We start from the raw sequence: 13,953 nt of genomic DNA, 5'->3' as shown, positions 1-13,953 counted from the left end.
ATGTCATAATCCATAAATTTAATAACCCTAAAGAAGAAAAAAGAATGAAAATGAAGCAATTTAAAGTAATAGTAATGATTTTTTGTTTTTCAGGTTTTCCGAGTACTCCTAAAGTAATCTCTATGATAGGAAACGTTATTTCTACCACAAGTATATATTTTAAATAATTACAGCAATGACTGCGATAAAAAGGAATAAATACGAAAAAAGTGTAGTTCGTTTTTTCATTATTGTCTTCCTTATAAATAAAATGAATATAAATGATATGCTTTATATTAAAGCATACGGAATAAGTATACAAACTGTTATGTGTACAATAGATCTCTAGAAATATATATTCTAATTTCTTATCCTCCTTGCATATAGTTACAATTATTCTTTTGAATATAACTAAAACACGAACGTTATTGGTGAGTAATAAAAAAACATTCGATTATTTATTGACATTGTTTATGAAATATTGTTAATATAGCCATAGAAACAATAATATATAAGACCTCATATAATCGCGGGGATATGGCCTGCAAGTCTCTACCTAACGACCGTTATTCGTTAGACTATGAGGGAAAGTCACTCGGTATTTTTCTATTCACAAGGGATACGTATGCCTGAGTAGAGCGCTTTCTCTCATAGTAAAAGAGAAACTGTTCTATTTCAGGCTTTTTTTATTTGAATCGGGGGGATTCTAATATGAAATCACTAGTTGGAGTCATAATGGGAAGCACGTCAGACTGGGAAACAATGAAATATGCTTGTGACATTTTAGATGAATTAAATATACCGTATGAGAAAAAAGTTGTATCTGCTCATCGGACTCCGGATTATATGTTTGAATATGCAGAGACGGCTCGTGAACGTGGGTTGAAAGTTATTATTGCTGGAGCTGGTGGAGCAGCGCATTTACCAGGAATGGTTGCAGCGAAGACGAATCTTCCTGTAATCGGAGTTCCAGTTCAATCAAAAGCGTTAAACGGCTTAGATTCATTATTATCCATCGTCCAAATGCCAGGAGGGGTTCCAGTTGCAACTGTTGCAATTGGTAAGGCTGGTTCAACAAATGCTGGTTTACTTGCTGCACAAATACTTGGATCATTCCATGATGATATACATGATGCATTAGAATTGAGAAGAGAAGCAATTAAAAAAGATGTGCGCGAAGGTAGTGAGCTAGTATGACGAGAATCATTTTACCTGGAAAAACAATCGGCATTATTGGAGGCGGCCAGCTAGGAAGAATGATGGCATTGGCAGCTAAGGAGATGGGATATAAAATTGCTGTTTTAGATCCTACAAAAAATTCACCATGTGCACAAGTTGCTGATATTGAAATTGTTGCACCATATGACGATTTAAAAGCAATTCAGCATTTAGCGGAGATTAGTGATGTTGTCACATATGAATTTGAGAATATTGATTATAGATGTTTACAATGGCTTGAAAAACATGCTTACTTACCGCAAGGCAGTCAGTTGTTAAGTAAAACACAAAATCGTTTTACAGAAAAGAATGCGATTGAGAAAGCTGGGCTACCAGTAGCAACGTATAGATTAGTTCAAAATCAAGATCAGCTTACTGAAGCAATCACTGAGTTATCATATCCTTCCGTCTTGAAAACGACGACAGGCGGATATGATGGGAAAGGTCAAGTTGTTTTAAGAAGTGAGGCTGACGTTGATAAAGCACGAGAGCTTGCGAATGCAGCAGAGTGTATTTTAGAGAAATGGGTGCCTTTTGAAAAAGAAGTATCAGTTATTGTGAGTCGTAGTGTAAGTGGTGAAACGAAAGTATTTCCGGTAGCGGAAAATATTCATGTAAATAACATTTTGCATGAATCTATCGTTCCAGCTCGCATTACAGAAGAACTTTCTCAAAAAGCAATTGCTTATGCAAAAGTGCTCGCGGATGAACTAGAACTTGTGGGAACACTAGCGGTAGAGATGTTTGCTACAGCTGATGGTGAGATTTATATTAATGAATTAGCACCAAGACCTCACAATTCAGGACACTATACACAGGATGCATGTGAAACGAGTCAATTCGGTCAACATATTCGAGCAATCTGTAATTTACCTCTTGGAGAAACAAATTTGTTAAAACCAGTTGTCATGGTAAACATTTTAGGCGAACATATAGAAGGGGTCCTAAGACAAGTGAATAGATTAACCGGGTGCTATTTACACTTGTATGGAAAAGAAGAAGCAAAAGCGCAGCGAAAAATGGGGCATGTTAATATTTTAAATGATAATATTGAAGTCGCTCTAGAAAAAGCGAAGAGTTTGCATATTTGGGACCATCAAGAACAACTGTTGGAGGGAAAAAGATGATTAGTCGTTATACACGCCCAGAAATGGGTGCAATTTGGACGGAAGAGAACAAATTTAAAGCGTGGTTAGAAGTTGAGATTTTAGCTTGTGAAGCATGGGCTGAGCTTGGCGATATTCCAAAAGAAGATGTTAAAAAAATTCGTGAGCATGCATCATTTGATATTGATCGTATTTATGAAATTGAAAAAGAGACACGTCATGACGTAGTTGCATTCACTCGTGCTGTATCAGAAACACCAACATTAGGTGAGGAACGTAAATGGGTTCATTACGGTTTAACATCTACAGACGTAGTAGATACAGCGTTATCTTACATCTTAAAACAAGCGAATGAAATCATATTAAAAGACTTAGAAAACTTTGTAAGCATTTTAGCTAACAAAGCGAAAGAGCATAAATACACGATCATGATGGGAAGAACACACGGTGTTCATGCAGAACCAACAACATTTGGTTTAAAAATTGGTCTTTGGTATGAAGAAATGAAACGTAACGTAGAGCGTTTCAAACAAGCTGCTGATACAGTTCGCGTTGGTAAATTATCTGGTGCGGTTGGTACATACGCAAATATCGATCCATTCGTAGAAAAGTATGTTTGTGAAAACTTAGGATTAGAAGCAGCACCGATTTCAACACAAACATTGCAACGTGATCGCCATGCTCATTACATGTCAACACTTGCACTAATCGCAACATCTATCGAAAAGATGGCAGTTGAGATTCGTGGTTTACAAAAGAGTGAAACACGTGAAGTTGAAGAAGCTTTCGCAAAAGGCCAAAAAGGTTCTTCTGCAATGCCACATAAACGTAATCCAATTGGATCAGAAAATATGACTGGTTTAGCTCGTGTTATCCGTGGTTATATGATGACAGCTTATGAGAATGTTCCATTATGGCATGAGCGTGATATTTCTCACTCTTCGGCAGAACGCGTAATTTTACCAGATGCTACAATCGCATTAAATTACATGTTAAATCGCTTTGGTAATATCGTTAAAAACTTAACTGTATACCCAGAGAATATGAAACGCAATATGACAAGAACATACGGCTTAATTTATTCTCAACGTGTAATGCTTACATTAATCGATAAAGGTATGGTACGTGAAGAAGCTTATGATATCGTACAGCCTAAAGCGATGGAAGCTTGGGAAACACAAGTACAATTTAAAGAGCTTGTAGAAGCTGATGAGCGTATTACGAGCAAGTTATCACAAGAAGAAATTAATGAATGCTTCAACTATGAGCATCATATGCAACACGTTGATACAATCTTTGAACGCCTTGGGTTAAACGAAGCGTAAAATTTCATATGGCACAGAATAGAGTCATTCTGTGCCATTCTTTATAAAAACATTATTCACATTTTTCAAACTACAGGGGGCTTGCGAAATGCAAAAGCTAGAATTGCTGTATGAAGGTAAGGCAAAAAGAATTTATCGTACAGAATCAGCAGATATGGTTTGGGTAGAGTACAAAGATAGTGCGACTGCTTTCAATGGGGAGAAAAAAGAGACGATTACAGGAAAAGGTCGTTTGAACAATGAGATTACAACTTTATTGTTCAGAAAGTTACAAGAAGTAGGAATAAAAACACATTTTGTAGAGAAGTTATCTGAAACAGAGCAACTTGTTAAAAAAGTGAGTATTATTCCTCTAGAAGTTGTCACAAGAAATGTAATTGCAGGAAGTCTTTCAAAACGATTAGGAATGGAAGAGGGAACTGTACTTGCAGAACCAATCGTAGAATTTTACTTCAAAGATGATGATTTAGGAGATCCGCTTGTAACGGAAGATCATATTCGTGTATTAAACGTTGCATCACCAGAGCAAGTAAGCGTATTACGAGATATGGCTCTACAAATCAATCAAGTGTTGATTGATCATTTCGCAAGCTGTCGTGTAAGACTAGTAGATTTCAAATTAGAGTTTGGTGTAACAGATGAAGGAGAAATCATTTTAGCAGATGAAATTTCACCAGATACTTGCCGTTTATGGGATGAAACGAGCAATGAAAAATTTGATAAAGACGTATTCCGTCGTGACCTTGGAAATTTAACAGAAGCTTATGAAGAGATTTTAAAACGTTTAGGGGGAATTTCACATGTATAAAGTTAAGGTATATGTAACGTTAAGAGAAAGCGTATTAGATCCACAAGGAACAGCAGTAAAAGGGGCACTTCATAGTCTTTCGTTCACAGAAGTACAAGACGTTCGAATCGGAAAATATATGGAATTAACAATTGATAAATCAGTATCTGACCTTGACGCAAAGGTAAAAGAAATGTGTGAAAAACTATTAACAAACGTTGTAATGGAAGACTTCCGTTATGAAGTTGAGGAGGTTGTCGCACAGTGAAATTTGCAGTCATAGTATTCCCAGGTTCGAACTGTGATGTCGATATGTTCCATGCAATTAAAGATGAGCTTGGTGAAGAAGTAGATTACGTTTGGCACGATAGAGAGAATTTAGATGAATATGATGCAATTTTACTACCTGGTGGATTCTCTTACGGTGACTATTTACGTTGTGGTGCTATTTCTCGCTTCGCGAATGCAATGAAAGCAGTGCAAAAAGCTGCTGAGCAAGGAAAGCCGATTTTAGGTGTATGTAATGGATTCCAGATTCTTGTTGAATCAGGATTACTACCAGGAGCGTTAATGAGAAACGAAAACTTAAAATTTATGTGCCGAACAGTTCAGCTGCGTGTTGAAAACAATGAAACGATGTTTACATCACAATATGAAAAAGATGAAGTAATCAATATTCCAATCGCGCATGGTGAGGGGAATTACTATTGTGATGAAGAGACTCTTAAACAATTAGAAGAGAATAATCAAATCGCATTCCGTTACGTAGAAAATCCGAATGGAAGCGTTTCAGATATTGCTGGTATTGTAAACGAAAAAGGAAATGTACTTGGTATGATGCCACACCCAGAGCGTGCTGTAGATGAATTACTTGGCGGTGCTGAAGGGTTAAAGGTCTTTCAATCTATCTTAAAACAGTGGAGGGAAACATATGTCGTTAATGCTTGAACCAAATCCAACACAAATTAAAGAAGAGCGCATATATGCGGAAATGGGGCTAACAGACGAAGAGTTTGCCATGGTTGAAAAGATTTTAGGCCGTCTGCCAAATTATACAGAAACAGGATTATTCTCTGTTATGTGGTCTGAACATTGCAGTTATAAAAATTCAAAACCAGTACTTCGAAAATTCCCAACAACAGGTGAGCGCGTTCTGCAAGGACCTGGAGAAGGTGCTGGAATTGTAGATATCGGTGGTAATCAAGCGGTTGTATTTAAAATGGAAAGTCATAACCATCCTTCTGCTATTGAACCATATCAAGGAGCAGCAACAGGCGTTGGTGGTATTATCCGTGACGTATTCTCTATGGGAGCACGCCCGGTAGCTCTATTAAATTCACTTCGCTTCGGTGAATTACAGTCACCACGTGTGAAATATTTATTCGAAGAAGTAGTAGCAGGGATTGCAGGATACGGTAACTGTATCGGTATTCCGACTGTTGGCGGCGAAGTACAGTTTGATCCATGTTATGAAGGAAATCCACTTGTAAATGCAATGTGCGTAGGCTTAATTAATCATGAAGATATTAAAAAGGGGCAAGCGCACGGTGCTGGAAATACAGTAATGTACGTAGGAGCATCAACTGGTCGTGACGGTATTCACGGTGCAACATTCGCATCTGAAGAGTTATCTGAAAGCTCAGAAGCGAAGCGTCCAGCAGTTCAAGTAGGAGATCCATTTATGGAGAAACTTCTTATTGAAGCTTGCTTAGAACTTATTCAGTCGGATGCACTTGTTGGAATTCAAGATATGGGTGCAGCTGGTTTAACATCATCTTCTGCAGAAATGGCAAGTAAAGCAGGTATGGGTATTGAAATGTACTTAGATGATGTACCACAACGTGAAACAGGAATGACACCATATGAAATGATGCTATCTGAATCACAAGAACGTATGCTAATCGTTGTGAAAAAGGGTAGAGAGCAAGAAATAGTAGATTTATTTGAGAAGTATGGTCTTGCAGCCGTTACGATGGGGAAAGTAACGGAAGACAAAATGCTTCGCTTATTCCATAAAGGTGAAAAGGTAGCTGAAGTACCAGCAGATGCTCTTGCAGAAGAAGCACCAATTTATCATAAGCCATCAAAAGAAGCAGCATACTTTGCTGAATTCCAGGCAATGAAAATGGAAACACCAAAAGTAGAAAATTATAAAGAAACGTTATTCGCTCTATTACAACAACCGACGATTGCAAGTAAAGAGTGGGTTTATGATCAATATGATTATCAAGTTCGCACAAGCACAGTTGTTACACCAGGTTCAGATGCAGCAGTTGTACGTGTACGTGGTACAGAAAAAGGATTAGCAATGACGACAGATTGTAACTCTCGCTACATTTATTTAGATCCAGAAGTGGGCGGTAAAATTGCAGTAGCAGAGGCAGCACGTAATATCGTATGTTCTGGGGGAGAGCCACTTGCAATTACAGATTGCTTAAACTTCGGTAATCCAGAAAAACCAGAAATCTTCTGGCAAATTGAGAAATCAGTAGATGGTATGAGTGAAGCTTGTCGCACATTACAAACGCCAGTTATCGGCGGAAACGTATCAATGTATAACGAACGTAGTGGTGAAGCTGTATATCCAACACCGACAGTTGGGATGGTTGGACTTGTACACGATTTAAAACATGTAACAACACAAGAGTTTAAACAAGCTGGCGATTTAGTTTATGTAATTGGAGAGACGAAAGCTGAGTTTGGTGGAAGTGAATTACAGAAAATGATTCACGGCAAAATTTTCGGTCAATCACCAAGCATCGATCTAGATGTAGAATTAAAGCGCCAAAAACAAGTATTAGCAGCAATTCAAGCTGGCCTTGTTCAATCTGCTCATGATGTTGCAGAAGGTGGTTTAGCAGTTGCAATTACTGAGAGTGCAATTGGTGCAAATGGTTTAGGTGCTACTGTGAAACTAGACGGAGAAGCAACAGCGGCATTATTTGCTGAATCACAATCTCGCTTCGTTATAACTGTAAAACGTGAAAATAAAGAAGCGTTCGAGACGGCGGTAGAAGCAATTCAAGTTGGAGAAGTGACAAATACAAATGAAGTAACAATTCATAATGAAGAAAATGAAGTATTACTTACAGCAAATGTAGATGAAATGAGAAAGGCTTGGAAAGGGGCAATCCCATGCTTGCTGAAATAAAGGGGTTAAATGAAGAATGTGGCGTTTTCGGAATTTGGGGGCATGAAAATGCAGCACAAGTTTCGTACTACGGATTGCATAGTTTACAGCACCGTGGACAAGAAGGCGCAGGCATCGTCGTAAATAATGGTGAGAAAATCGTCGGTCACAAGGGGTTAGGTTTAATATCGGAAGTATTTTCAAGAGGTGAACTAGAAGGCTTAAACGGAAAATCAGCAATTGGACACGTACGATATGCGACAGCTGGTGGAAGTGAAGTTGCTAACGTTCAACCATTATTATTCCGTTTTTCTGATCATAGTATGGCGTTAGCTCATAACGGAAATTTAATTAACGCAAAGATGCTTCGTCGTGAATTAGAGGCAGAGGGAAGTATTTTCCAAACAAGTTCAGATACAGAGGTACTTTTACATCTCATTAAACGTAGTACGAAAGATACTTTAATTGAAAGTGTAAAAGAGGCCCTAAATAAAGTGAAAGGTGCGTTTGCATATCTTTTACTAACTGGAAATGAAATGATTGTTGCGCTAGATCCGAATGGATTCCGTCCTCTTTCAATTGGAAAGATGGGAGATGCTTACGTTGTAGCATCAGAAACATGTGCTTTCGATGTAGTAGGTGCAACATACATTCGTGATGTAGAACCAGGTGAATTACTGATCATCAATGATGAAGGAATTCACGTAGATCGTTTTACAAATGAAGTAGATTATGCAATTTGTAGTATGGAGTACATTTACTTTGCACGTCCGGATTCTAATATTGCAGGTATTAACGTCCATGCAGCACGTAAAAACATGGGAAAACGTTTGGCGGCAGAAGCTCCTATTGAAGCTGATGTTGTTACTGGTGTACCAGACTCTAGTATTTCAGCGGCAATTGGTTATGCGGAGGCGACAGGAATTCCGTATGAGTTAGGATTAATTAAAAATCGTTACGTTGGACGTACGTTCATTCAACCTTCTCAAGAACTGCGTGAGCAAGGGGTTAAGATGAAGCTTTCAGCAGTAAGAGGCGTAGTTGAAGGAAAACGAGTTGTGATGATTGATGATTCTATCGTAAGAGGAACGACGAGTAAACGAATTGTTCGTATGCTTCGCGAGGCTGGAGCGACAGAAGTCCATGTAAGAATTGCTTCACCACCTCTTAAGTATCCATGTTTCTATGGCATTGATATTCAAACGAGAAAAGAATTAATCGCAGCAAATAATTCAATAGAAGAAATCCGTCAAATCATCGGAGCAGATTCTTTAACATTTTTAAGTGAAGATGGATTAGTAGATGCAATTGGACGTCCATATGAAGGGAAATACGGCGGTCTATGTATGGCGTACTTCAATGGAGATTATCCAACAGCTCTTTATGATTATGAGCAAGAGCTTTTAGAAAGTATGAAATAAGAAGAAAAAAGCTTCTACTTCTTTTGATGTAGAAGCTAGCTTCTTTCTTAAAACAGCCCGCCCTGAATAGGGAGAAATTAAAAGACGAGGTGTAGATAACGATGGCGAATGCATATAAGCAAGCAGGAGTAGATATTGAAGCTGGATATGAAGCGGTATCTCGCATGAAAAAACACGTACAAACAACAATGAGAAAAGAAGTACTAGGCGGTCTAGGCGGTTTTGGAGGTATGTTTGATTTATCAAAATTTGCATTAGAAGAACCTGTATTAGTATCTGGAACAGATGGCGTGGGGACAAAATTGATGCTCGCTTTTATGGCAGATAAACATGACACAATTGGTATTGATGCAGTAGCAATGTGTGTAAATGATATTGTTGTCCAAGGAGCAGAGCCGCTTTTCTTCCTTGATTATATTGCTTGTGGTAAAGCTGAACCTAGTAAAATTGAAAACATCGTCAAAGGTATATCAGAGGGCTGTCGCCAAGCTGGTTGTGCATTAATTGGTGGAGAAACAGCTGAAATGCCAGGAATGTATTCTACGGAAGAATACGATTTAGCTGGTTTTACAGTTGGAATTGTTGATAAAAAGAAAATTGTAACAGGTGAAAAAATTAAAGCTGGTCAAGTGTTAATTGGCTTAGCATCTAGCGGTATTCATAGTAATGGTTATTCTTTAGTACGAAAAGTATTACTAGAAGATGGAGAACTATCTTTAGATCGCATTTACGGACGCTTAGAACTACCTCTTGGTGAAGAATTATTAAAACCAACGAAAATTTATGTCAAACCTATTTTAGAACTATTGAAGAGATATGAAGTATACGGTATGGCGCATATTACAGGTGGCGGATTCATTGAAAATATTCCACGTATGTTACCAGAAGGAATCGGTGCAGAAATTGAATTAGGATCTTGGAAAATTCAACCGATCTTCAGTTTACTTCAAGAAGTGGGAAAACTAGAAGAGAAAGAAATGTTCAATATTTTTAACATGGGTATTGGTATGGTAGTAGCAGTGAAGGAAGAAGAGGCAAAAGATATTGTTCGTCTTCTTGAAGAGCAAGGAGAAACAGCTCGTATTATTGGACGTACTGTACAAGGGACTGGCGTTACCTTCAATGGGGGCACAGCACTATGAGTAGATTAGCAGTTTTTGCTTCTGGAAGCGGCTCTAACTTTCAATCTCTCATCAATGCGGTAGAAGAAAAAAGATTAGATGCAGATATTAGTTTATTAGTATGTGATAAACCAGAAGCACGCGCTGTTGGACGGGCACATTATCATCATATTCCATGTTTCGCTTTTTCAGCGAAAGCATATAGATCAAAAGAAGCGTTTGAAAAAGAAATATTAAAGAAGCTAGAAGAGTATGAAATTGATTATGTTATTTTAGCTGGATATATGCGTTTAATTGGGCCGACATTACTAGAAGCTTACGGCGGAAGGATTATTAATATTCATCCATCATTATTACCGAGTTTTCCAGGGAAAGATGCTGTTGGTCAAGCGTTAGAAGCAGGTGTGAAAGTAACTGGAGTAACGATTCATTATGTAGATGCAGGTATGGATACGGGACCAATTATTGCGCAAGAAGCAGTAGTTGTTTCTGAAGGGGATACGAGAGAAAGCTTACAAAAGAAAATTCAACAAGTTGAACATAAATTATACGTAAATACAGTGAATCAAATTGTTCAATCTGTGAAAGAACCAACTGTTAACTAACATACAACCAGGGGTGAAGGATAAATGAAAAAGCGTGCATTAGTAAGTGTTTCAGATAAAACAGGAGTAGTGGAATTTGTTAAAGGTTTACTAGAACAAGGGATCGAAGTTATCTCAACAGGTGGTACGAAAAAATTACTAGAAGAAAATGGCTTACAAGTAATTGGTATTTCTGAAGTAACTGGGTTCCCAGAAATTATGGATGGCCGCGTAAAAACATTACATCCAAACATTCATGGTGGTCTATTAGCAGTTCGCGATAATGAAACGCATGTAGCGCAAATGAATGAGTTAGGTATGCAGCCAATTGATTTTGTTGTTGTTAACTTATACCCATTCAAAGAAACAATCGCTAAGCCTGATGTAACATTTGCTGATGCAATTGAAAATATTGATATCGGTGGTCCAACAATGATTCGCTCTGCTGCGAAAAATCATAAATTTGTATCGGTAATTGTAGATCCAGTAGATTACGATGTTGTATTAGCAGAACTGAAAGAGAACGGTGAAGTAAAAGAAGAAACGAAACGTAAATTAGCAGCGAAAGTATTCCGTCATACAGCGGCATATGATGCGTTAATCTCTAACTACTTAACAGAGCAAATGGGTGAAGAAAGCCCAGAAACATTAACAGTGACATTTGAGAAAAAACAAGATTTACGCTATGGAGAAAATCCACATCAAAAAGCAACATTCTATAAAGCACCATTCGCTGTAACTTCTTCTGTTGCATACGCAGAACAATTACACGGTAAAGAATTATCTTACAACAATATTAACGATGCAGATGCAGCACTTAGTATTGTAAAAGAATTTACAGAGCCAGCAGTAGTAGCAGTAAAACATATGAATCCATGTGGTGTTGGAGTGGGTACTGATATTCATGAAGCATACACACGCGCTTATGAAGCAGATCCAGTATCAATCTTTGGTGGTATTATTGCAGCAAATCGTGAAATTGATAAAGCTACAGCAGAAAAGTTACACGAAATTTTCTTAGAAATTATTATTGCACCTTCTTTCTCAAAAGAAGCTTTAGAAGTATTGCAAAGTAAGAAAAACTTACGTCTACTAACTGTAAATATTGAAAAAGCGACAAGTGCAAGCAAAAAACTAACTTCTGTACAAGGTGGTCTTCTCGTTCAAGAGGAAGATACGTTATCATTAGATGAAAGTACAATTTCAATTCCGACAAAACGTGAACCATCAGAGCAAGAGTGGAAAGATTTAAAACTAGCTTGGAAAGTTGTAAAACATGTGAAATCAAACGCAATTGTTTTAGCGAATGATAACATGACAGTTGGTGTAGGTGCAGGACAGATGAATCGTGTAGGTTCTGCAAAAATCGCAATTATACAAGCTAGTGAAAAAGCACAAGGTAGCGCACTTGCATCTGATGCTTTCTTCCCAATGCCAGATACAGTAGAAGAAGCAGCAAAAGCAGGGATTACAGCAATCATTCAACCAGGCGGATCAATCCGTGACGAAGATTCTATCAAAGTGGCAGATAAGTATGGGATTACGATGGTGTTCACTGGCGTACGTCATTTCAAACACTAGTAGAGGATGTTTAAAAGGTCCGGTCAAGATAACTGTCGCATGTCGTCGTTGCATTGCCAGTGCGGTACTCATGTAGGAAAGCTACATTCCGTGTCCTCCTGTCAAATGCGCCTCGACCTGCTCGGTTCTCTGATCCTCCTTTTTAAACCTTTATTGATATGAAAACAAACTAGGAGCAGAGCTTCTAGTTTGTACTTATTTAAGTATTGGGGGATGAAATATGAATGTTTTAGTAATTGGCCGCGGTGGGCGTGAGCATGCTTTAGCTTGGAAGTTTGCGCAATCTGAAAAGGTGGAAAAGGTATATGTAGCACCGGGTAATGAAGGTATGCGCGATGTTGCAACACCAGTTGATATTGATGAAAATGATTTTGACGCATTAGTTTTATTTGCTAAAGAGAATAAGGTTGAATTAACTTTCGTTGGACCAGAAATTCCGCTTATGAATGGAATTGTTGATCGCTTTAAAGAAGAGGGACTTCGTGTGTTTGGCCCAAATAAAGCGGCTGCTGTTATTGAAGGTAGTAAGGCTTTCACGAAAGAATTGATGAAAAAATATGATATTCCAACTGCAGCATATGAAACTTTTACAGACTATGAAGAAGCAGTACAGTATATTCAAAAAGTTGGTGCGCCAATCGTTATTAAAGCTGACGGCCTAGCTGCTGGTAAAGGTGTAACGGTAGCAATGACGCTTGAAGAGGCATTACAAGCTGTGAAAGAGATGCTACAAGATGTGAAGTTTGGCGAAGCGAGCAAGAAGGTCGTTATTGAAGAGTTTTTAGATGGACAAGAATTTTCATTAATGGCATTTGTAAATGGAACAACTGTGCATCCGATGGTAATTGCGCAAGATCATAAACGAGCTTTTGATGGTGATAAAGGTCCAAATACAGGCGGAATGGGTGCGTATTCTCCAGTACCACAAATTCCAGAATCAGCAGTTCAAGAGGCAATAAAAATGGTATTACATCCAACTGCCAAGGCAATGATTGCAGAAAACCGTTCGTTTACAGGAATTTTATATGCGGGACTTATTTTAACAAATGATGGCCCGAAGGTAATTGAATTTAATGCACGCTTTGGTGATCCTGAAACGGAAGTAGTATTGCCTCGCTTAGAAAATGATTTAGTTGATGTATGTAACGCTGTATTAGATGAAAGTGAATTAACGTTACAGTGGTCAGAGGAAGCGGTAATTGGTGTTGTACTTGCTTCAAAAGGATATCCGGAAGCATATAAAAAAGGTGACATTATTAAAGGATTAGATGCACTGAAAGATGTAATTGTTTTCCATTCAGGTACAGCGATGAAGCATGGTGACTTTGTAACAAATGGCGGCCGTGTACTATTTGTCGCTTGTAAGGCGGACAGTTTACAAACAGCGAAAGATAAGGTGTATAAAGAAATCGGCAAAATTGAGAGTGATGGTCTATTTTACCGAAGTGATATAGGATATCGTGCAATTGGTCATGAGATGACGAGAAGCTAATATGTAAAAATCCCGCTGATTTCTCAGCGGGATTTTTTATGCATCTTTATCTTTTTTCAATTTTCCTTTTTGCTTTGCCATTTCTCGAAGTAAATACTCGATGTGTGCATTGACGCTACGAAACTCATCATTCGCCCATTTTTCGATGACTGCGTGTAATTCAGGATCAATACGTAATGGAAAGCTTTTCTTTTTAGCCATAATGATTT

The 13,953-nt window shown here is 38.0% G+C and carries 13 protein-coding genes and 1 riboswitch; of the genes, 12 read left to right on the top strand and 1 reads right to left on the bottom strand.

The window, feature by feature from the left end; genetic code table 11:
* Positions 1–478: 478 nt before the first annotated feature.
* Positions 479–580: riboswitch (purine riboswitch) on the top strand.
* Between the two features lie 110 nt (positions 581–690).
* From purE to purD, 12 genes are all read left to right on the top strand, one after another.
* On the top strand, positions 691–1,176 hold the full coding sequence (purE, locus tag DN393_RS24385; RefSeq protein ID WP_000839368.1) for a 5-(carboxyamino)imidazole ribonucleotide mutase: 486 nt from the start codon (positions 691–693) through the stop codon (positions 1,174–1,176).
* A complete protein-coding gene (gene purK / locus DN393_RS24380; protein WP_000196791.1) occupies positions 1,173–2,324 on the top strand; it encodes a 5-(carboxyamino)imidazole ribonucleotide synthase in 1,152 nt (383 codons plus the stop codon). Before purE ends, purK begins: the two co-directional genes overlap by 4 nt.
* Positions 2,321–3,628: an adenylosuccinate lyase gene (purB, locus tag DN393_RS24375; protein WP_000625685.1), complete on the top strand. Its 1,308-nt coding sequence runs from the start codon at positions 2,321–2,323 to the stop codon at positions 3,626–3,628. Before purK ends, purB begins: the two co-directional genes overlap by 4 nt.
* Positions 3,629–3,716: 88 nt before the next feature.
* On the top strand, positions 3,717–4,436 hold the full coding sequence (gene purC, locus DN393_RS24370) for a phosphoribosylaminoimidazolesuccinocarboxamide synthase (RefSeq protein WP_001170543.1): 720 nt from the start codon (positions 3,717–3,719) through the stop codon (positions 4,434–4,436).
* Entirely contained in the window at positions 4,429–4,683 is a 255-nt protein-coding gene (purS, locus tag DN393_RS24365) for a phosphoribosylformylglycinamidine synthase subunit PurS (protein ID WP_000278821.1), read from the top strand. Before purC ends, purS begins: the two co-directional genes overlap by 8 nt.
* Positions 4,680–5,363, top strand: a complete 684-nt coding sequence (gene purQ / locus DN393_RS24360) for a phosphoribosylformylglycinamidine synthase subunit PurQ (RefSeq protein WP_000666772.1) — start codon at positions 4,680–4,682, stop codon at positions 5,361–5,363. Before purS ends, purQ begins: the two co-directional genes overlap by 4 nt.
* Entirely contained in the window at positions 5,347–7,566 is a 2,220-nt protein-coding gene (gene purL / locus DN393_RS24355) for a phosphoribosylformylglycinamidine synthase II (RefSeq protein WP_000055592.1), read from the top strand. The genes purQ and purL overlap by 17 nt, the downstream gene beginning before the upstream one ends.
* Entirely contained in the window at positions 7,551–8,966 is a 1,416-nt protein-coding gene (purF, locus tag DN393_RS24350) for an amidophosphoribosyltransferase (protein ID WP_098275619.1), read from the top strand. The genes purL and purF overlap by 16 nt, the downstream gene beginning before the upstream one ends.
* Positions 8,967–9,067: 101 nt before the next feature.
* A complete protein-coding gene (gene purM / locus DN393_RS24345; RefSeq protein WP_070169368.1) occupies positions 9,068–10,108 on the top strand; it encodes a phosphoribosylformylglycinamidine cyclo-ligase in 1,041 nt (346 codons plus the stop codon).
* Positions 10,105–10,692, top strand: coding sequence for a phosphoribosylglycinamide formyltransferase (gene purN, locus DN393_RS24340; RefSeq protein WP_149174008.1), 588 nt, complete (start codon positions 10,105–10,107; stop codon positions 10,690–10,692). Before purM ends, purN begins: the two co-directional genes overlap by 4 nt.
* Before the next feature lie 24 nt (positions 10,693–10,716).
* Positions 10,717–12,252, top strand: coding sequence for a bifunctional phosphoribosylaminoimidazolecarboxamide formyltransferase/IMP cyclohydrolase (purH, locus tag DN393_RS24335; protein WP_064477172.1), 1,536 nt, complete (start codon positions 10,717–10,719; stop codon positions 12,250–12,252).
* Between the two features lie 220 nt (positions 12,253–12,472).
* The gene (gene purD, locus DN393_RS24330) at positions 12,473–13,744 is read left to right on the top strand and encodes a phosphoribosylamine--glycine ligase (RefSeq protein ID WP_048560181.1); all 1,272 of its coding nucleotides are present in this window, start codon (positions 12,473–12,475) and stop codon (positions 13,742–13,744) included.
* Positions 13,745–13,780: 36 nt separating this feature from the next.
* Here the strand turns inward: purD and DN393_RS24325 are convergent, their stop codons facing one another.
* Positions 13,781–13,945: a type II toxin-antitoxin system antitoxin gene (locus DN393_RS24325; RefSeq protein WP_001085171.1), complete on the bottom strand. Its 165-nt coding sequence runs from the start codon at positions 13,943–13,945 to the stop codon at positions 13,781–13,783.
* Positions 13,946–13,953 lie beyond the last annotated feature (8 nt).

The organism is Bacillus sp. BPN334 (assembly GCF_008368885.1).
GTDB classification, from domain to species: domain Bacteria; phylum Bacillota; class Bacilli; order Bacillales; family Bacillaceae_G; genus Bacillus_A; species Bacillus_A wiedmannii.
The sequence above is the reverse complement of the archived record's forward strand: the minus strand, read 5'-3'. Positions and strand labels throughout refer to the sequence as shown.